13 protein-coding genes are annotated in these 20,018 nt (G+C 76.3%); 8 read left to right on the top strand and 5 right to left on the bottom strand.

The window, feature by feature from the left end; genetic code table 11:
• Positions 1 to 58 precede the first annotated feature (58 nt).
• Positions 59 to 970, top strand: coding sequence for a hypothetical protein (locus tag ACZ7JZ_RS31030; protein WP_470945231.1), 912 nt, complete (start codon positions 59 to 61; stop codon positions 968 to 970).
• A gap of 88 nt (positions 971 to 1,058) precedes the next feature.
• Positions 1,059 to 5,816 (top strand): hypothetical protein, encoded by a 4,758-nt coding sequence (locus ACZ7JZ_RS31025; RefSeq protein ID WP_470945228.1) that lies wholly within the window; start codon positions 1,059 to 1,061, stop codon positions 5,814 to 5,816.
• 90 nt (positions 5,817 to 5,906) lie between these two features.
• On the opposite strand, the gene ACZ7JZ_RS31020 is transcribed toward ACZ7JZ_RS31025, so the two are convergent.
• Entirely contained in the window at positions 5,907 to 6,482 is a 576-nt protein-coding gene (locus ACZ7JZ_RS31020; RefSeq protein WP_470945225.1) for a hypothetical protein, read from the bottom strand.
• A 322-nt stretch (positions 6,483 to 6,804) separates the two neighbouring features.
• On the opposite strand from ACZ7JZ_RS31020, the gene ACZ7JZ_RS31015 reads away from it, so the two are divergent.
• From ACZ7JZ_RS31015 to ACZ7JZ_RS31000, 4 genes are read left to right on the top strand one after another with little or no spacing between them, the layout of a single operon-like run.
• The gene (locus tag ACZ7JZ_RS31015; protein WP_470945223.1) at positions 6,805 to 9,744 is read left to right on the top strand and encodes a nitrate- and nitrite sensing domain-containing protein; all 2,940 of its coding nucleotides are present in this window, start codon (positions 6,805 to 6,807) and stop codon (positions 9,742 to 9,744) included.
• Complete coding sequence (locus ACZ7JZ_RS31010; protein ID WP_470945220.1) at positions 9,741 to 10,181, top strand: roadblock/LC7 domain-containing protein; 441 nt, start codon at positions 9,741 to 9,743, stop codon at positions 10,179 to 10,181. Before ACZ7JZ_RS31015 ends, ACZ7JZ_RS31010 begins: the two co-directional genes overlap by 4 nt.
• Before the next feature lie 10 nt (positions 10,182 to 10,191).
• Positions 10,192 to 10,707 carry a DUF742 domain-containing protein gene (locus ACZ7JZ_RS31005; protein WP_470945218.1) on the top strand — a complete coding sequence of 172 codons (516 nt, stop codon included), beginning with the start codon at positions 10,192 to 10,194 and terminating at the stop codon, positions 10,705 to 10,707.
• Positions 10,688 to 11,323, top strand: a complete 636-nt coding sequence (locus ACZ7JZ_RS31000; protein WP_470945216.1) for a GTP-binding protein — start codon at positions 10,688 to 10,690, stop codon at positions 11,321 to 11,323. The genes ACZ7JZ_RS31005 and ACZ7JZ_RS31000 overlap by 20 nt, the downstream gene beginning before the upstream one ends.
• Positions 11,324 to 11,774: 451 nt before the next feature.
• Here the strand turns inward: ACZ7JZ_RS31000 and ACZ7JZ_RS30995 are convergent, their stop codons facing one another.
• From ACZ7JZ_RS30995 to ACZ7JZ_RS30985, 3 genes are read right to left on the bottom strand one after another with little or no spacing between them, the layout of a single operon-like run.
• The gene (locus ACZ7JZ_RS30995; protein ID WP_470945215.1) at positions 11,775 to 12,965 is read right to left on the bottom strand and encodes a lipid-transfer protein; all 1,191 of its coding nucleotides are present in this window, start codon (positions 12,963 to 12,965) and stop codon (positions 11,775 to 11,777) included.
• Positions 12,962 to 13,471: a Zn-ribbon domain-containing OB-fold protein gene (locus tag ACZ7JZ_RS30990; RefSeq protein WP_470945212.1), complete on the bottom strand. Its 510-nt coding sequence runs from the start codon at positions 13,469 to 13,471 to the stop codon at positions 12,962 to 12,964. The genes ACZ7JZ_RS30995 and ACZ7JZ_RS30990 overlap by 4 nt, the downstream gene beginning before the upstream one ends.
• 32 nt (positions 13,472 to 13,503) lie before the next feature.
• Positions 13,504 to 14,403, bottom strand: a complete 900-nt coding sequence (locus tag ACZ7JZ_RS30985; RefSeq protein WP_470945343.1) for a M15 family metallopeptidase — start codon at positions 14,401 to 14,403, stop codon at positions 13,504 to 13,506.
• Positions 14,404 to 14,555: 152 nt separating this feature from the next.
• On the opposite strand from ACZ7JZ_RS30985, the gene ACZ7JZ_RS30980 reads away from it, so the two are divergent.
• A complete protein-coding gene (locus ACZ7JZ_RS30980; RefSeq protein WP_470945209.1) occupies positions 14,556 to 15,131 on the top strand; it encodes an NUDIX domain-containing protein in 576 nt (191 codons plus the stop codon).
• A 155-nt stretch (positions 15,132 to 15,286) separates the two neighbouring features.
• On the opposite strand, the gene ACZ7JZ_RS30975 is transcribed toward ACZ7JZ_RS30980, so the two are convergent.
• On the bottom strand, positions 15,287 to 17,701 hold the full coding sequence (locus ACZ7JZ_RS30975) for a glycoside hydrolase family 31 protein (protein ID WP_470945206.1): 2,415 nt from the start codon (positions 17,699 to 17,701) through the stop codon (positions 15,287 to 15,289).
• A gap of 207 nt (positions 17,702 to 17,908) precedes the next feature.
• Between ACZ7JZ_RS30975 and ACZ7JZ_RS30970 the strand changes: the two genes are divergently transcribed.
• Positions 17,909 to 19,894: an acetoacetate--CoA ligase gene (locus ACZ7JZ_RS30970; protein ID WP_470945203.1), complete on the top strand. Its 1,986-nt coding sequence runs from the start codon at positions 17,909 to 17,911 to the stop codon at positions 19,892 to 19,894.
• Positions 19,895 to 20,018: the final 124 nt, after the last annotated feature.

The following is a 20,018-nucleotide window of genomic DNA, read 5'->3' as shown; positions in this document are numbered from 1 at the left end:
CGCCCCTTCCGACGAACCCCTTCCGACCGACCGCAGTGCCAGCCGAGGAGCAGCAGCCGTGAGCGACCACCACGCCGAAGAGCCCGCGTGGAGCGAGCCCGACGGCCCGCCCGCCGCGGCCCCCGCAGGCCCGGCCCCCGCAGGTGCGGGAGTCACCCCCGCCGACGCCGCGGACGCGGCCCGGCTCGTCGCCTTCGGCCTCCAGCCCAAGCTGCTGCCCGCGCGTGACGCGGAGTACGCCGAGCTGCTGCGCCGCCACCGCGAGGACCCGGCCTTCGCCCGGATCGCCGACGCCGTGGCCGCAGGCCTGGGCCTGGTCGTGCTGGAGGTCTCGACGCGGGCCGGGATGGCGGTCGCCGCGGCCGAGGACTCGGTCTTCGCGGTCCGCATGGGCGACTACGCCCGCCGGACCACCGCCGACTCCGGCGACCGCTTCCTGCACGGCCTGGCCCACCTGGCCGTGGCCGCGCTCGCCTTCCCCCGCCCCGAGGACCTCGCCGACGACGGCTACATCGGCCGGATCACGGTCAACGGGGTCGACGCCTTCGTCCGGCAGGCCTGCCACCGCCTGGAGGAGCGCGCCGCCGCGCTCGGGGAGAACACCGACCCGGCCTCCGACGCCCCGGGCCTGGAGGCGGCCTGGCGGGTCTACGCCCGCCGCAGCGCCACCGGTGCCACCAAGGACGCCCGCCGCCTCGCCGGGTCCACCACCGGCATCGTCGGCAAGGCCGTCGCCTTCCTCACCGACTCGGGCTTCCTCCAGCGGACCGGGGACGACTCCGGGGGCGCGTACCGGACCACCGCGCGCTACCAGCTCCAGGTGCGCGACATGGCCGGCAGCGCGGCGATGGCCGAGCTCCTCGACCTGGGCGTGGTCCCCGTGACGGACGGCACGGCCAGCCTGCTCCCGCCGCCTGAGGGCGACGACCTGGAGCTCGCCGCGGACGCCGGCCTGCCCTTCCACGCCTGACCTGCGGGCCGGCCCGACCGGCCCGCAGCCCCCGAGACCCCACAGCCCCACGCACGCACACCGCGCAGCCACCACGAGAGTCGTCGCCATGTACGAGCTGTCCCGCATCCGCCTCTATTCCATCGGTCCCGCCGGTGCGCGCTACGCCGACACCGTGCTCGACCTGCGCGGAGTCGGCGAGCCCGTGCCCCACCCGGCGCCCCAGCAGGCGGAGTTCTTCGCGGCGGAGCCGGTCGGCCCGCCGCGCCGCCCGGCCCCGGCCGGGGTCCTCTTCCTGGAGAACGGCGGCGGGAAGTCCGTCCTGCTCAAGCTGATCTTCTCGGTCATGCTGCCCGGCCACCGCAACACCCTCGGCGGGGCCAGCTCGGGCGTGCTGCGCAAGTTCCTGCTCGCCGACGACTGCGGGCACGTGGCGCTGGAGTGGCAGCACACCCAGACCGGCGAGTGCGTGGTCGTCGGCAAGGTCAGCGAGTGGCGCGGCCGGCAGGTGTCCAACGACCCCCGCAAGTTCGCGGAGGCCTGGTACTCCTTCCGCCCCGGCCCGGGCCTCAGCCTCGACTCCCTGCCCGTGGCCGAGGCCACGGCCGTCCGCCCCACCGCCGAGGGCGCCTCCGGGGCCCAGGGCCGCCGCCGCACGATGAAGGGCTTCCGCGACGCCGTCACCGAGGCGGGCAAGGCCTACCCGCACCTCGACGTCTGCTGGGAGGAGATCCACGACCGCTGGAACGAGCACCTCGGCGACCTCGGACTCGACCCCGAACTCTTCCGCTACCAGCGGGAGATGAACGCCGACGAGGGCGAGGCCGCCGGCCTGTTCGCGGTGAAGAAGGACTCCGACTTCACCGACCTGCTGCTGCGCGCCGTCACGGACACCCGCGACACCGACGGGCTCGCGGACCTCGTCCACGGCTTCGGCAACAAGCTCGGCCGCCGCGCCGAACTCATGGCCGAGCGCGAGTTCACGGCCGGGTCCGTGGACCTGCTCGGCCGGATCGTCGAGGCCGCCGGGACCCGCGCCCGTACGCGCGAGGTGCACGCCGGGGCCGAGCGCCGCACCCGCACCCTCGCCCGGCGGCTCTCCGCCCGCGCCGCCGAGGAGCGCGGCCGCGCCGCCGAACTGGCCCAGCAGGTCACCGCCGCGGCGCACGAGGTCACCTCCGCCGAGTCCGCCCGCGGCCGCAGCTCCCTCATCGCCGCCGAACTGGCCTACCGGCACGCCTCCCTGGCCCTCGGCGTGGCCGAGAAGGCCGCCGCCGCCCAGAAGCGCGAACTGGCCGACGCGCGCACCCTGTACGCCGCCTGGCAGGCCGCCGAGGCCGTCCTGCGCCACCGCGCCGCCGCCGACCGCGCCGCGCGCGTCGCCGCCGCCATCCTGGAGGCCGAGCGGGACGCCGCCCCGGCCCTGGCCGCCCGCGCCACCGCCGCCGCCGACCTCGTACGCGCCCTCCACACGGCCGCCGAGGACGGGGAGCGCGTCGCCAACGAGGAAGAGGAGCGCTCGGCCGTCCTCCAGGCCGAGGCCGAGAGCTCCCACCGGGACGCCACCGCCGCCGCCACCGCCGCCCAGCGCGCCCGCAGCGAGGCCGGGCACCTGCGCCAGCGGCTCGCCGAGGTCGAGCAGGAGACCGCCGAGGCGGTCCGGGCCGGCTGGCTCGACGACACGGCCCCCGACGCCGACCCGGCGCGCGCCGCCCTCGCCGCCAGCGACGCCGAGAAGACCGCCGTGGCCGCCTGGGACGAGGCCCGCGAGGCCGCCCGCAGCACCGCCGAGACGGCCCGCGAGGCCGCCACCGCCGAATCCCGCGCCGAACTGACCGCCGCCCGCGCCGCCGACGCCGCCGATGCGGCCGAGGCCGCGTACGGGGCCGAGCAGCGGGCCGCCGACTCCCTGGGCCGGGAACCGCGCCTGGCCGAACTGCTGGGCCTGCCGGCCGCCGCGGGCCGCGGCGCGGGCCCGGCCGCCGCAGCCGCCCCCGGCCTGCCCCGCCCCCGCTCCGCCGAATCCCCCGCAGGCCCCGCCGAGAGCGCCGCCCACGACGCCGCCGAAGGCGCCGGCCTGGGCGCCGAGGACCTCGACCGCAACGCCGACGACCTGCGCGAACTCCTCGAATCCACCGTCGCCTCCGCCGAACGCCAGCTGTTCGACCTGCGCACCGCCGCAGCCGACGACTCCCGCATCCTCGGCGCCCTCGGCGACGGCGGCCTCCTGCCGCCCGGCCCCGACGTGCTCGCCACCGTCGAGTACCTCGGCGAGCACGGCATCCCGGCCCTCCCCGGCTGGCGCTACCTCGCCCAGTCCGTGGACCCCGCCGACCACGCCGCCGTACTCGCCGCCCGCCCCGAGCTCGTCGACGGCGTGGTCATCACCGACCCCGACACCCACGGCCGCGCCCGCGAAGTCCTCGGCTCCGCCGCCCTGCTGCCCCGCTCCGCCGTGGCCGTCGGCACCGCCGCCGCCCTCCTCGCCCCCGTACCCGGCGCCGGCGACCCCGCGGCCCGCCCCGACGTCTTCCTCGTGCCCCCGAACCCGGCCATGCACGACGAGCACGCCGCCGACGAGGAGCGGCAGGCCCTGCGCACCCGCGCCGCCGCCCGCGACACCGAGATCCGCGAACTCGCCGCCCGCCTGGCCGGCGACCGCACCCTCGCCGCCCGCCTCGCCTCCTGGCGCACCGGCTGCCCCGCAGGCCGGCTCGCCGAGCTCGCCGCCGCCGCGGCCGCCGCCCGCGCCTTCGCCCAGGAGGCCGAGGCCGAGCTCACCGAACTGCGCACCGCCCGCGCGGAAGCCGACGAGGCCGCCGCGGACGCCACCCGCATCCGCGACGAGCGTCAGGACGCCGCCCAGCGGGCCCGCCGCGCCGCCGACGCCCTCTCCGGACTCGCCCACCGACTCCGCGAGCGCTCCGCCTGGCAGGCCCGGCTCCGCGAACTCGCCGACGAGGCCGCCGAGTCCGAAGCCCGCGCCGAGGTCTGCCTCGACCGCGCCCGCGCCGCCGACGAGGACCGCCGCGCCGCCCAGCGCGCCGGCGACGACGCCCGCCGCACCGCCCGCGCCCTGCGCGCCGAGCGCGCCGAGATCGCCGGGGCCCCCGAACAGCTCCCCGAGCCGGACGGGCAGGCCCCCCGCGCCGCGCTCCCCGCCCTCCGCGAGGCCTACCGGGCCGCGTCCCAGCTGTACGAGAAGGTGGGCGTCGGCGCCGACCTGCGCGCCGAACAGGCCCGCGCGGAGAGCGACGAGAGCGCCGCCACCGCCGAACTCGACCGGCTCACCAACAAGGTCCGCACCCGCGCCGCCCAGCTGCTCGAAGGCACCGACGGGGCCGACGGCCCCTCTCGCCAGGCCGCCGCGGCCCGCGCCGAGTCCCTGGTCCAGATGCTCGAATCCCGCGCCTCCGCCGCCAGCGAGCAGCTCGGCCGGCTGCGCGGCGAGGCCGAGCGGCACGCCCCCGCCGACGGCGGGTCCCACACGGAGCTCCCCGAGGACCGCACCCCCGCCGACGTGGACCAGGCCCAGGGCCTGCTGCGCGCCGCCACCGCCCAGCTCGCCGCCCACAGCGCGGCCGTGGAGACCGCCCGGGCGGCCCACGCCGAACTGCTGCGCGCCCACCGCACCGCCGAGGACGGCGCCGGCGGCTTCGAGGAGACCGCCGCCCTCCTGCGCGACCTCCTGCGCGACCCGCACCCGCACCCGGAGCAGGAGGACCAGCAGCCCGGCCCCTACCCCGGCGACCTCGCCGAGGCCCGGCAGACGGCCACCGAGGCCCGCCGCGCCCTGCGCGGCTGCGCCGCCGAGCTCTCCGCGGCCGAGGCCGCCGTCCGGGAGGCGAGCGACGTCCTCGTACGGCACGCCAACGCCACCCGCTACGAGCAGGTGCGCACCCCCGCCCGCCAGCAGATCCGCGAGCTCCCCGCCGCGGCCCTGCCCGAGCACGCGGCCTCCTGGGCCGCCGCCTTCGCCCCGCGGCTGCGCGTCCTGACCGACGAGCTGGCGCAGCTGGAGCGCAACCGCGACAGCATCGTCGACAGGCTCCGCGGTCTCGTGGAGTCCGCCCTGGCCACGCTGCGCTCGGCGCAGCGGCTGTCCCGGCTGCCCGAGGGCCTCGGCGAGTGGTCCGGCCAGGAGTTCCTGCGGATCCGCTTCGAGGAGCCCGACCAGGCCGTGCTCACCGAGCGGCTCGGCGAGGTCATCGACGAGGCCACCCGCTCCGCCGTGAAGAAGAACGCCTCCTTCGGCGAGGGCCGCCGCGACGGCATGTCCCTGCTGCTGCGGGGCGTGCACGCGGCCCTCCAGCCGCGCGGGATCGCCGTGGAGATCCTCAAGCCGGACGCCGTCCTGCGCGCCGAGCGGGTCCCCGTGGGCCAGATGGGCGACGTCTTCTCCGGCGGCCAGCTGCTCACCGCCGCCATCGCCCTCTACTGCACGATGGCCGCCCTGCGCAGCAACGACCGCGGCCGCGACCGGCACCGGCACGCGGGCACGCTCTTCCTCGACAACCCGATCGGCCGGGCCAACGCCACGTACCTGCTGGAGCTCCAGCGGGCGGTCTCCGACGCCCTCGGCGTCCAGCTGCTGTACACCACGGGCCTCTTCGACACCACGGCCCTCGCGGAGTTCCCGCTGGTCATCCGGCTGCGCAACGACGCCGACCTGCGGGCCGGGCTGAAGTACATCAGCGTCGAGGAGCACCTGCGCCCGGGCCTGCCGCAGGCGGACCCGGCGGGGGAGACCGTGCACGGCGAGATCACGGCGACGCGGATGTTCCGCCGCGGCCCGGACCGCGGGCCCGACCGCAGCGCCGAACCGGGCGCCGACCGCAGCGGGGAGCGTACGGGCGCCCCGGCCTGACCCGGGACGAAGGCCGGAAACGACCGTTCCGACCCGGCGGGCGGCCCGGCCGCCGGGCCCGGGCAGCGTGACCCCGGCCCCGGCCCGGGGTCACGCCTCCTTGAGCCGCCCGCCGCGCTGCCGTATGCGCTCCGCGCGGCGCTCGGCGCGCCGGGCCCGGCGGCGCTCCCGCCGCAGCCGGCGCGCCGAACTGCTCGGGACGGACACGACCCCGTACCGCTGGTGCCACATCTGGCGCGTGACCCACACGTCGAGGACGCCCCAGGTCGCGACCATCGTGGCCGCGACGGAGCCGAGCACCATGGGGAAGGCCAGCCAGGAGCCCGTGACCGCCAGGTAGAAGGTCACCGTCGCCTGGATGAGCGTCACCGCGACCAGCAACACCGCCCGGACGGCGGCCTCGCGCACCGGGTCCGGCATCCGCCGCAGCCCCACCGGCTCCTCCGCCCACAGCGGCCGCCGGTCCGGCTCCGCGTCCGCCGCCCCGGGCAGCGGCCCACCGCCCCGCGGCAGCACGCGCGGCGTCACCTGCTCCTGCACCTCCCGGTCGACCTGAACCTCCCGGCCCCCTTGAACCCCCTGGCCCGCCTGAACCTCCCGGTCCTCCCGGATCACGTACCCGAACGTCCCGTCGCTCCGGTATCCGTACTGCTGCTTGCCACCCATGGCCCGCTCACTCCCCAAACCCACGCGCGGCTCCCCGGTGCCGCCTTGTCATGAAAGACGAACGGCACCCGCCGGGGATTCCCGCGGAACGAAGAATTCCAGCCATCTGCCCCGTCTCGGCGACCGGGACCCCACCAGGTGTCATGTGCCACAATTCGGGCCGCTCTTGACCGGAAGTATCGGACAACTGGTGATCTTCGTCCAGGACGGCGGCCGAAAACGTCCGGACACGCCTTCGAGTTGCTTCCGGGGCAGTAGTAGGCTCACGCCGTTTATTGACGGAACACCGACCCCGTTCACGGGGGTTGAGCTGGGGGAGGCCATGCGCTTTCGCGGGAAGTCCATCCGCCGGAAGATCGTGGCGCTGCTGATCGTGCCGCTCGTCTCCCTCACCGCCCTCTGGGGTTTCTCCACCGTCATCACCGGCCGCGAGGCGGCCCAACTCCTCGACGTGGCCTTCGTCATCGACAAGGTGGGCTACCCCGTCGAGGACGTCGTACGCGTCCTGCAGAAGGAACGGCGCCAGACGCTCGTCCTCCTCGGCGACCCGCGCACCTCCGAGGCGGCCTCCGAACTCCAGCGCCGCCGCACGGACACCGACCGCGTGGTCGCCTCCATCCGCGCCGAGGCCCTCAACCCCGACGTGGCCGAGGAGCTCTCGCCCGGCTCCGCCCGGCGCCTGCGCTCGATCATCGAGGGGCTGGAGGGCATCGCCGCCCTCCGCGGCTCCGTCGACCGCACCGAGATCGACCCCGCCCAGGCCCTGGAGTCGTACAACCGCCTGGTCGACCCCTGCTACTACTTCCTCATGAACCTCCACGCCCTGGAGAACGTGGAGATGGACAAGCAGGGCCGCGCCCTCGTCGGCATCACCCGCGCCCGCGAGACCCTCTCCCGCCAGGACGCCGTGATCGCCGCCGCCCTGGCCGCCCGCAGCGTCAGCGTGCAGGACGCCCGCCTCGTCTCGGACTACGTCGCCCACCGCACCCTGCTCTACGAGTTCAACCTCGCGATCCTCCCCGCCGCCGAACGCGTCGAGTTCGAGCAGTACTGGCGCAGCCCTGACACGCGTCAACTGCGCGATGCCGAGGAGGCGTTCGTCACCCAGGGCGCCACCCGCCGGCCGCGGGCCATCAGCGCCTCCCAGTGGGACGCCGCCGCGGGCAAGGTGCTCGACGACCTCGCCGCGATGGGCACCGCCGCCGGAGACCGCTACCAGGCCCGCGTGGAGCCCGTCGCCGAGGCCGTGTTCGCCAGGGCCGCCCTCGCCGGCGTGCTCGGGTTCGCCGCCCTCGGCCTCTCGGTCTTCCTCTCCGTGCGCATCGGCCGCGAACTGGTCCGCGACCTGTCCCGGCTGCGCAAGGAGGCCCACGAGGCCTCCGGCGTGCGCCTGCCCGCGGTGATGCGCCGGCTCGCCGCCGGCGAGCAGGTCGACGTGGAGACCGAGGCCCCGCGCCTGGAGTACGAGCAGGACGAGGTCGGCCAGGTGGGCCAGGCCCTCAACACCCTCCAGCGCGCCGCCGTCGAAGCCGCCGTCAAGCAGGCCGAGATGCGCCGCGGGGTGGCCGAGGTCTTCGTCAACCTCGCCCGCCGCAACCAGGTCCTGCTGCACCGCCAGCTCACCCTGCTCGACACGATGGAGCGCCGCACCGAGGACTCCGAGGAGCTCGCCGACCTCTTCCGCCTCGACCACATGACCACCCGCATGCGCCGCCACGCCGAGGGCCTTGTGATCCTCTCCGGCGCCGCGCCCTCCCGCCAGTGGCGCCGCCCGGTCCAGCTCATGGACGTCGTACGGGCCGCCGTCGCCGAGGTCGAGGACTACGAGCGCATCGAGGTCCGGCGGCTGCCGCGGCTCGGCATCACCGGCCCGGCCGTCGCCGACGTCACCCACCTCGTCGCCGAACTCATCGAGAACGCCACCGTCTTCTCGCCCCCGCACACGGCCGTGCAGGTGCTCGGCGAGCGCGTGGCGAACGGCTTCACCCTGGAGATCCACGACCGGGGCCTCGGCATGACCGCCGAAGCCCTCCTCGACGCGAACCTGCGGCTCGCCGAGACCCCCGAGTTCGAGCTCTCCGACACCGACCGGCTCGGCCTGTTCGTGGTCAGCCGCCTCGCGCAGCGCCACAACGTCCGCGTCTCCCTCCAGCCCTCCCCGTACGGCGGCACCACGGCCGTGGTCTTCCTGCCCGCGGCCCTGCTCACCGAGGCACCCGAGACCAACGGCGCAGGCTTCCGCGTCGAGGGCCCCGACCGCAGCGCCCGCCGCGCCGCCCCCGCAGGCCGCACCCTCACCGCGCGCACCCGCCGCCCGGGCCTCACCGGCATCCCGGCCCAGGAGCGCCCCGGCCTCGCGCCGGTCGTACTGCCCGGCCCGATCGACGGTCCCGTGGAGCTCGAAGCCCCCGTCGGCGCGGCCGGACTGGACCCGGTGGACGCCCTCGGCCCGATCGCCGGCCTGGACTCCGCCGACGGTCTCGCGGACGGCCTCGCCGACGCCGGGATCCTCGGCCCGGTCCCGGGCTTCGACCTCGACGGCACGGGCGGCCCGCGCGGCGGCCTCCTCGGCCCCGCCGGACGCGAGCAGTCCGACGCCGTGCCCGGCGGCCCGGTGCGCCTGGACGGCGTACGCCCCGACAGCGCCAGGCCGGACTCCGCCCGGCCGGACTCCGGCCGGCCCGCGCCCGGCGGCCCCGTGCCGCTGCCCCGGCGCCGCCGCACGCCCACCCTCGTCGCCGAGCACGGCCGCCGCGTCGGCACCCGCCCGGTGGCCGTCGTACCGCAGCCGGCCCACGAGCCCGGTACGGGCGGCGGAACCGGGAACTCCGGCGGGTCCGGAGCAGTTTCCGCTACGGGCACCCTCCCGGGCTCCGGCTCCGCGCCGGGATCCGGCGGCGGCGGGCGGGACCGCGACGGATCCCCGGTCGGCACGGGCGGACCGGGGGGCACCGGCGGCTCCGGGGGCTCCGGGGGCGCGGGCGGCACCGGCGGGCTGCCCCGCCGGGTCCGCCAGGCCAGCCTGGCCCCGCAGCTCAAGGACGCCCCCGCCCGGCCGGCCGAAGACCACGGCCCGGCCGAGGACCGGGACGCCGAACTGGTGCGCAGCCGCATGTCCGCGCTCCAGCGCGGCTGGACGGCCGCCCGCCGGCAGACGGAGGACCGCGACCGCGCGGACAGCGGCGGCGGGCACGGGGACGCCGCCGCCCGAGACGATGCTCAGAACGCACCACGAACCACTTCGGAGGGGGACGGTCGATGACCGCACCGCACACCGCACCGCACGACGCCGCTGGCCGCGACTCCAGCCGCCTCAACTGGCTCCTGGACGAGCTCGTCGACCGGGTCGGCAGCATCCGCAAGGCGGTGGTCCTCTCCGGCGACGGCCTCGCCACGGGCGCCTCCCGGGCGCTGACCCGCGAGGACAGCGAGCACCTCGCCGCCGTGGCCTCCGGCTTCCACAGCCTCGCCAAGGGAGTCGGCCGGCACTTCGACGCGGGCAAGGTCCGCCAGACCGTGGTGGAGCTGGAGGACGCCTTCCTCTTCGTGACCGCCGCGGGCGACGGCAGCTGCCTGGCCGTGCTGGCCGACGCCGACTCCGACGTGGGCCAGGTCGCGTACGAGATGACCCTGATGGTCAAGCGGGTGGGCGACCACCTCGCGACCGCCCCGCGCACCGGACTGCCCGCCGGCGGGTGAGTCGGTCCGCATGAGCGCATCAGGCCAGGACCAGTTCCCGCCGGGTTCCCCTGACCCCGCGGACCCCCGGCGTCCCTTCGACCCGGGGGACCTCCCCCACCCCGGCGCCCCCGCGGGCGCCCGGACCGGGCCCGCCGACCCCGCGGACCCCGCGCACCACTGGTTCGACGACGACGCGGGCCCGGTCGTCCGCCCGTACGCGATGACCCGCGGCCGCACCAGCAGCACCGGCCAGCACCGGCTGGACCTGATCGCGCTCGTGGTCGCCGAACCGGCGGCCGCGGACCCGGTCTGGGACCAGACCCTGTCGCCGGAGCACGTGGACATCCTCGACCTGTGCACCCTGCGGCCCCAGTCCGTCGCCGAGCTCGCGGCCGAGGTCGACCTCCCCATCGGGGTGGTCCGGGTGCTGATCGGCGACCTGGTCGAGGACGAGCTGGTGCACGTGACCCGGCCCGTACCCCCGGCCGAACTGCCGGACGAATCCATTCTCCGTGAGGTGATCGATGGCCTTCGGGCGCTCTAGCCGGCTCACCGCCGTACCCAGTACGGGGACCGGTCCCGCAACCCCACCCGTCGAGCCCCTGACCCTGAAGATCCTGGTCGCGGGCGGTTTCGGCGTGGGCAAGACGACGCTGGTCAGCGCGGTCAGCGAGATCCGGCCGCTGCGCACCGAGGAGACCCTCTCGGAGGCGGGCCGCCCGGTGGACGACACCCACGGGGTCGAGGCCAAGTCCACGACCACCGTGGCCATGGACTTCGGGCGGATCACCCTGCGCGAGGACCTGGTGCTGTACCTGTTCGGCACCCCGGGCCAGGACCGCTTCTGGTTCCTCTGGGACGAGCTCGCGCAGGGCGCCCTGGGGGCCGTGGTCCTCGCCGACACCCGCCGCCTGGAGGACTGCTTCGCCGCCGTCGACTACTTCGAGCGGCGCGCGATCCCCTTCCTGGTCGCGGTCAACTGTTTCGACGGGGCGGACCGCCACCCCGCCGAGACGGTGCGCCAGGCCCTCGACCTGGACGAGCACGTCCCGCTGCTGCTCTGCGACGCCCGCGCCCGCGAGTCGGTGAAGGAGGTCCTGGTCGGGGTGGTGGAGCACGCGATGTCGATGGCACGCAGCCGCCGCCCGGCCCACGCCTGACCGCCCGCCGCGTCCACGCCGGCCGCCCGGTCCCGGCCCGCGTCCGCCGCAGCGCCTCCCGGGTGCCGCCCGCCCGCGGGCACGGAGGCGGCCCGTACCCCCGCCGACTGGGGTACGGGCCGCGGCTCTCGCGGGGGGCCGTCGTCCGCGGGCCCCGAGGGGGTACGCGGACTGTGGAGGCAGTGTTCACCTGCCGTGAGGGACCGTCAAGAACCCCGGCACAGAAGGTTGTGCTCCGTATACGGCCCCGTACGGCCCCACCGGCCGCCGCCCCACGTCAGCGGCCCTCCCGCTGCCCTTCCCCGACCAGAATCGGGCCGTACGGAAACCCGCACCCGGCGGGATCCGCACCCCGACGGGGCCTGCACCCGCCCGAATCCACCCGCCGGGATCCGCCCCGCCGGGATTCGCACCCGCCGGGATCTGCCCCGACCGGCGGCGGCCCCCGGGCTCACTTCACGGCGACGATCGCCGAACCGTGCCCGAAGAGCCCCTGGTTCGCCGTCACCCCCACCCGGGCCCCCGCCACCTGCCGCGCCCCGGCCGTCCCGCGCAGCTGCCAGGTCAGCTCGCAGACCTGCGCGACGGCCTGCGCGGGCACCGCCTCCCCGAAGGAGGCCAGCCCGCCGCTCGTGTTGACCGGGATCCGGCCGCCGAGCGCCGTGGCCCCGTCCCGGACCAGCTTCGCCCCCTCGCCCTCACCGCACAGGCCGATGTCCTCGTACCACTGGAGCTCCAGGGAGGTGGACAGGTCGTACACCTCGGCGAGCGACAGGTCCTCCGGCCCGATCCCCGCCTCCTCGTACGCGGCCCGCGCGATCGACGCCCTGAAGGACTCCCCGGCGGGTTCGACCGCCACCGCCGAGTCCGTGGCGATATCGGGCAGGTCCAGTACGGTCCTGGGGTAGGTCGGGGTCACCGTCGACACCGCCCTGATCCGCACCGGATCGGCCACCCCGCGCGAGCGCGCGAAGTCCATGCTCGTCAGTACCAGGGCCGCGGCCCCGTCGGAGGTGGCGCAGATGTCGAGCAGCCGCAGCGGGTCCGCGACCACCGCCGAGGCGGCCACCTCCTCGACCGTGACGGGCTTGCGGTAGCGGGCCAGCGGATTGAGCGCCCCCGCCGCCGCGTTCTTCACCTTCACCAGGGCGAAGTCCTCCGGCGTCTCGCCGTACAGCGCCATCCGTCGCCGCGCATAGAGGCCGAAGTACGCCGGATTCGTCGCCCCCAGCACCCGGAAGCGCAGCCAGTCCGGATCGTCGGGCCGGTCCCCGCCGGCCGGGGCGAAGAACCCCTTCGGCGCCGCGTCCGCCCCCACCACGAGCACCACGTCCGCCAGGCCCGCGAGGATCTGCGCCCGCGCCGCGCCCACCGCCTGGGCCCCCGAGGCGCAGGCCGCGTACACGCTGGTCACCCGGGCGCCCTGCCAGCCGAGCGCCTGCGCGAAGGTGGCCCCGGCCACGTAGCCCGGATACCCGCCGCGCACCGTGTCCGCCCCGACCACCGACTGCACGTCCGTCCACTCCAGACCGGCGTCGGCGAGCGCGGCCCGCGCGGCGGCGGTCCCGTACTCCACGAAGCTGCGCCCCCACTTCCCCCAGGGGTGCATCCCGGCCCCGAGGACCGCGATCTCGCCGCTCACCGCCCCGCCTCCCCGTGCTCCGCCGCCACAGGCCGGAAGTGCCAGGTGGTCCACTCGGTACCGGGCTCCGCGCCGTCCGTGCCGTCCCCGCCCTCGGTGTTGAGCACCCCCGGCACCACCTCCACCGCCATCCCGACGGCCAGATCGGCCACCGTGACCCCGGGCGCCGCCTGCCCGAGGACGACCATCCGCTCGGCCTCCAGCTCCACGGCCACGATCGTGTAGGGCACCCAGGGCGCGTCCGGATCGGAGGCGTAGGGGGCCGGCGGCCGGTACCGGCCGTCCGTGTAGGACCAGACCCGGCCGCGGGGGGAGAGCGGATGCTCCGCCAACTCGCCCCCGGTGCAGCGGGGGTTGCGGCAGAAGGAGTCCTCGCGTGGGAAGAACACGGAGCCGCAGGCCCCGCACCGGGTCCCGAGCAGCCGGAACCCTTCCGCCCCCTCCCCGTCCGACGGCGGCGCGCTCGTGAACCACCCTGCGACCACGGGTGTGCGTGTACGGGCCAAGACCCCTCCCCGGAAACGTACCTGACGGAACGTCAGAAGTCTGCCACGGGGCCCCCGCCCCCGGCGAGCCCGCCGCCCGCAGCACCTGCCCGCCGCCCCCGCACCGGCAGGTCGAAGTACCGGTCCGGGTAGGCCTCCGGCCGCAGCGTGAAGTGCCACCACTCCTCGGGCAGGTTGACGAACCCCTGGGCCGCCAGCGCCTCCGCCAGGAGCTTCCGGTGGCGCCGCTGCTCCGCACCGATCCGCGGGTCGGGGGAGTCCGTGCGGGCCAGCGGGTCGAAGCAGTCGTACGCCGTCCCCATGTCCACGGAATCGTCGGCGGACCGCACCGCGGGCTCCCCGAAACAGGAGCCCCCGCCCCCGCCCGGAACCCCCGCCGCCGGTCCCCGGGGCACCCGTACGAGGGTCACGTCGACCGTGCTGCCCCGGCTGTGCCCCGACCGCGCCGCGATGTACCCCCGGGCGAACAGCTCGCTCTTCGGCACCCGGGGATGGAACTCCGCCCGCACCCGCGGGTCTTCGGGCTCCAGAGCCCACCGGGCGAACCGGTCGACGGCCCGCTGCGGCCGGTAGCAGTCGTACACCTTCAGCGAGTACCCCCGGCCCAACAGCCCCCGCTGCGCCTGCCGCAACGCCAGCGCCGCGGGCCGCGCCAGCAGACACACCGGCTCCTCGTACCCGTCCACCGGCCCACCGGTGAAGTTCCGCGCCCCCGCATACCGCATCTCCCGCCCAACCGTCGGATCCACCTCCCACAGATCCACGAACGGACCCCCCGCCACCGCACCCGGCCCCCCGGGAGCAGTGGCAGCCGCGGCACCCGCGGAAACAGCGGGAACGCCAGGAGCCGCGAGCGCCGCGGGAGTGTGAGCAGCCCCAGCAGCCCCAGCAGCCCCAGCAGCCCCAGCAGCCCCAGCAGCCCCGGCGGCCACGGAACCGGTGGCGGCGGTGGCAGGGGCGGAAGTGCCCGGAGTCCCGACCGGGCCGGGAGGGGCAGGGGCGCCCGGCACGGCCAGAGCGGCGGCGGAGACCAGCACGACAGCAACAACCGTCATCCTCATGCCCCTTCGCTTACCATCGCCGGGTGTCTGCACCCGTGAAGGACTCGCACTGCTCCGCCTGCGGAGCCCCGTACGGCGCCACCGGCTGGCCGCGCCGCTGCCCCGCCTGCGGCACCGCCGCCTACCGCAACCCGCTCCCGGTCGCCATCGCCCTGCTCCCCGTCACCGGGGCCGCCGCTCCGGGCGACCCGGACCCCGCGGCCGCCGGGCTCGTCGTCATCACGCGCACCATCGAACCGGCCCGCGGCGGCACCGCACTGCCCGGCGGATTCATCGACCACGGCGAGGACTGGCGCGACGCAGTGGTCCGCGAACTGCGCGAGGAGACCGGCATCGAGGCCCCCGCCGCCGACGTCACCCTCGCCGACGCCCTCAGCTCCCCGGCCGGCCACCTGCTCCTCTTCGGCCTCCTCCCCGCCCGCCCGGCGGCCGACCTGCCCCCGTCCACCCCCACCGCCGAAACCACCGGCTGGCACGTCCTGCACGCCCCCGCAGCCCTGGCCTTCCCCCTCCACACCCAAGCCGCCGCCGCCTGGTTCACCGGCGCCTACACCCCATCCACCCCCCACCCACCCCAGTCCACCCCCCACCCCGGCTAAATCCAGCCCACCCCAGCCTCGCCGGCGTTTGAGGCGCGGGGTCCGGGGCGGAGCCCCAGTCCGGGAAGGGGAGGGTAGGGGAGAGGCCCCGCGCAGCGCACCACCACAGCACAGCACAACGCCGCCCGCCCCACCCCCGCAACAGAAGCCGCCCCCTAAACCCCCCGCACCCGCACCGCCCACCCCACCGCGCCCCCGTCCTCGCCCTCCACCACAACCCGCCCGTCCCGCCACCGCGTGACGACCCGCTCCACCCGCCCCGCCTCCCACCCGTCCCCGGGATCCCGAACCACCAGCCCACCCCCGGTCCGCCCCGGCACCGGCGCCCACACCTCAAGCTCCACCGACCCCGCCTCCACCGACCCCGCAGGCCCCGCCGCACCCGCACCCGCCCCGCGGCCGTCACCCCCATCCCCCCGGCCCCCGCCACCCCGCACCGCCAACACCGCCCCCGCCCGCGCCAGCACCGGAATCCGCCCCAGCGGAGCGTCCAGCAGCACCTGCCCCGGCCCCTCGTGCGCCGCCCCCGTCGCCGTGTCGTACCAGCGCCCCCGCGGCAGCCGCACCGCCCTCCGGTCCGCCCCGCACTCCAGCACCGGCGCCACCAGCAGCGCATCGCCCAGCAGGAAGGCGTCCTCGCAGTCCCGCAGCGCCCGGTCCTCCGGCGCCCCCCACCACAGCGGCCGCACGTACGGCGCCCCGGTCCGCCGCGCCAGCTGCGCCAGCGTCACGAAGTACGGCCGCAGCCGCTCCCGCTCCGCCAGCACCGCCCGCGCGTGCTCCAGCACCTGCGGCCCGAACTCCCAGGGCTCCCGCCGCCCCGCCCAGATCGCCGAGTGGGTCCGGAACAGCGGCAGGTAGGCGCCCAGCTGGAGCCAGCGCAGGTACAGCTCGGGGGAGGGGTCGCCGCCGAACCCGCCCACGTCCGGCCCCGAGTACGGCACCCCGCACAGCCCCAGCCCCAGGACGAGCGCCAGCGAGGCCCGCAGCCCCGGCCAGCTGCTCTCCACGTCCCCCGACCAGGTGCCCCCGTACCGCTGCATCCCCGCCCACCCCGAGCGCGAGAACAGGAAGGGCCGCTCGCCGGGCCGCAGCCGCACCAGCCCCTCGTACCCGGCGCGGGCCATGGCCAGCCCGTACACGTTGTGCGCCTCCCGGTGGTCCCCGCCCGCACCCTCCAGCGCGTGCCGCGCCGACAGCGGCAGCGTCGCGTCCCCGAACGGCGCGAAGGACACGGGCTCGTTCATGTCGTGCCAGACTCCGGAGAAGCCCTGCGCGAGCCGCTCCCCGTACTGCTCCCCCCACCACTCCCGCGCGGGCGGATGCGTGAAGTCCGGGTACACGCAGGTCCCCGGCCACACCGCGCCCCGCACCTCCCGCCCCTCCGCGTCCCGTACGAACGCCCCGGCCGCCCGCCCCGACTCGTACAGCGGATGGCCCGGCTCCGCCTTCACTGCCGGATCGACGATCGACACCAGCCGCACCCCGCGCTCCCGCAGTTCCCCGGCGAGCTCCGGCAGCTCCGGGAAGCGCTCGCGGTCCACGGTGAAGACCCGGTGCCCGTCGTAGTGGTCGATGTCCAGGTGCAGGGCGGACAGCGGCAGCCCGTGCGCCCGGTACCCGTCGGCCACCCGCCGCACCTCCTGCCCGCTGCCGAAGCCCCAGCGCGCGTGCTGGTACCCCAGCGCCCACGACGGCGGCACCGCCGCCCCGCCCGTCAGTCCCGCCCACCCCTGGAGCACCCGGGCCGGCGTGCCCACCAGCACCCAGGCCCGCAGCGGACCGCCGGCCATCCGCAGCTCGCAGGAGCCCGCCCGGTCCGGCCCGGAACCCGCCCCCTCCTCGCCCTCCCGCAGCACGACCCGGCCGTCCCGGGGGTTGTCGTGGAAGACCAGGTGCGTGCCCGCGTCGGCCACCACCAGCTGCACCGGCATCGTGATGTACAGCGGATCGTCCCCCGGCCCGAAACCGCCCTTCGGGTCGGTGTTCCACAGCCGGTACGCCCCGTCCCGCAGCCGCGGCCCCGCCGCCCGCCCGCCCAGCCCGAAGAACCGCGCGTCGGCCGCCACCTCGGCCCGCTGCACCCAGCGCGCCCCGCCCGCCCCCGACACCGGCTCCCACCAGCGCGGCGGCAGCTCCCGCCGGAGCAGCGCACCACCCGGGGTGCGGACCTCCACGGCCCCGTTGCGGGAGACCGCCACGGTCACCCGCTCCGACACCACCCGCCAGCCCCCGTCCGTATCGGGCTCCAGCACCGCCCGCGCGTCCGGCTCCGGCGCGGCGCCGGCGAGGGCGTACGAGGGCTCGGGCCCGGCCCCGTCCCAGCCCCAGAACACCGCCCCGCCCACCGCCACCCGGACCTCCAGCTCCGAGCGCGCGAACCGCAGCACCCCGCCGCCCGGCCGCGGCTCGGCCCCCGCCAGCGGACCCGGCACCCGGGCCCGCTCCGGCCCCCGCGGCGGCAGCGCCGCCGCATCGGCCCTCATCCGCCGCCAGGCCGTCCCCCAGGCCCGCAGCCCGCCCGCCGATCCCAGGCCCTTCACCGTCCGCAGCACGTCCCGAGCGTCCATGGCGATCACCCTGCCACCGCGACCCCCGGCGGCGGGGCCCGTTCAGCTGGCGTTCACCCACACCCCGACCGGTTCCGGCTGTGGATGACGGCTCTGGTGCGGAAGACGATCACATGGCATCGTCCCTGTGAGCCTCGCGCGACCACCCGCCGCGCGGTGGCACCGTACGCACACGAAGCGCCGAGCCGCACAACCGGGAGCCGACCCATGACCTCAGCGACCCCCGCCACGCCCGAGCCCCTGTGGTCGCCCGGCCCGGAGCGGATCTCCGCGGCCGCCGTCACCCGCTTCCAGGACTGGGCGGCAGAGCGCTACGGCGCCCCCGCCGAGGGCGGCTACGCGGCCCTGCACCGCTGGTCCGTGGACGAGCTGGACACCTTCTGGGAGGCCGTCGCCGCCTGGTTCGACGTGCGGTTCACCAGCCCGTACCAGGAAGTGCTCGCCGCCCGCGAGATGCCCGGCGCCCGCTGGTTCGAGGGCGCCACCCTCAACTACGCCGAGCAGGCCCTGCGCGCCGCCGAGGACCCCGCCCGCGCCGACGCGCCGGCCCTCCTCCACGTGGACGAGACGCACGAGCCCGTCCCCGTCACCTGGGCGGAGCTGCGCCGCCAGGTCGGCTCCCTCGCCGCCGAACTGCGCGCCCTCGGCGTCCGCCCCGGCGACCGCGTCAGCGGCTACCTGCCCAACATCCCCCAGGCCGTCACGGCCTTCCTCGCCACCGCCGCCGTCGGCGGGGTCTGGACCTCCTGCGCCCCCGACTTCGGGGCCCGCAGCGTCCTGGACCGCTTCCAGCAGGTCGAGCCCGTGGTCCTCTTCACCGTCGACGGCTACCGCTACGGCGGCAAGCAGCACGACCGCGCCGACACCGTGGCCGAACTCCGCCGGGAGCTGCCCTCCCTGCGCGCCGTCGTCCACATCCCGCTGCTCGGCACCCCGGCCCCCGAGGGCGCCCTCGCGTGGGACCAGCTGACCGCGGCGGACACCGAGCCGGTCTTCGAGCCCGTCCCCTTCGGCCACCCGCTGTGGGTCCTGTACTCCTCCGGTACGACCGGCCTGCCCAAGGCCATCGTCCAGTCCCAGGGCGGCATCCTGCTGGAGCACCTCAAGCAGATCGGCCTGCACTGCGACCTCGGCCCGGACGACCGCTTCTTCTGGTACACCTCCACCGGCTGGATGATGTGGAACTTCCTCGTCTCCGGCCTCCTCACCGGCACCACCGTCGTCCTGTACGACGGCAGCCCCGGCTTCCCCGACACCGGCGCCCAGTGGCGGATCGCCGAGCGCACCGGCGCCACCTTCTACGGCACCTCCGCCGCGTACGTCATGGCCTGCAAGAAGGCCGGGGTCCACCCCTCCCGCGACTTCGACCTCTCCGCCGTGAAGTGCGTGGCCACCACCGGCTCCCCGCTGCCGCCCGACGGCTTCCGCTGGCTGCACGACGAGGTCGCCGAGGACCTGTGGATCGCCTCCGTCAGCGGCGGCACCGACGTCTGCAGCTGCTTCGCCGGCGCCGTCCCCACCCTCCCCGTCCACATCGGCGAGCTCCAGGCGGCCTGCCTCGGCACCGACCTCCAGTCCTGGGACCCCTCCGGCAAGCCCCTCACCGGCGAGGTCGGCGAACTGGTCGTCACCAACCCCATGCCGTCCATGCCGATCCACTTCTGGAACGACCCCGACGGCAGCCGCTACCGCGAGAGCTACTTCGAGATGTTCCCCGGCGCCTGGCGCCACGGGGACTGGATCACGATCACCGGCCACGGCTCGGTGGTCATCCACGGCCGCTCCGACTCCACCCTCAACCGGCAGGGCGTCCGCATGGGCTCCGCCGATATCTACGAGGCCGTGGAACGCCTCCCCGAGATCAAGGAGTCCCTGGTCATCGGCCTGGAGGAGCCGAACGGCGGCTACTGGATGCCGCTGTTCGTCCACCTCGCCCCCGGAGCCGTGCTCGACGACGGCCTCCGCGCCCGCATCAAGGCGACCATCCGCGAGGAGCTCTCCCCGCGCCACGTCCCCGACGAGGTCATCGAGGTGCCCGCCATCCCGCACACCCTGACCGGCAAGCGCATCGAGGTCCCCGTCAAGCGCCTCCTCCAGGGCACCCCCCTGGCCAAGGCCGTCAACCCCGGCTCCGTGGACAACCTCGACCTGCTGCGCTTCTACGAGGACCTGGCCCGCACCCGCAAGCCCTGAACCCGGCCCGCCCGGCGGAGCCGGCCTAACCCCAATGCTGGTGACTTAGATGTTCTGTGCTCGTTGGTTGTGGTGTGGCGAGGGTGGGGCAGGTCAAGTCGCCTGCGGGTGAGCGGTTGTCGGA

It is taken from the genome of Streptomyces sp. NPDC038213 (assembly GCF_055600495.1).
The sequence above is the reverse complement of the archived record's forward strand: the minus strand, read 5'-3'. Positions and strand labels throughout refer to the sequence as shown.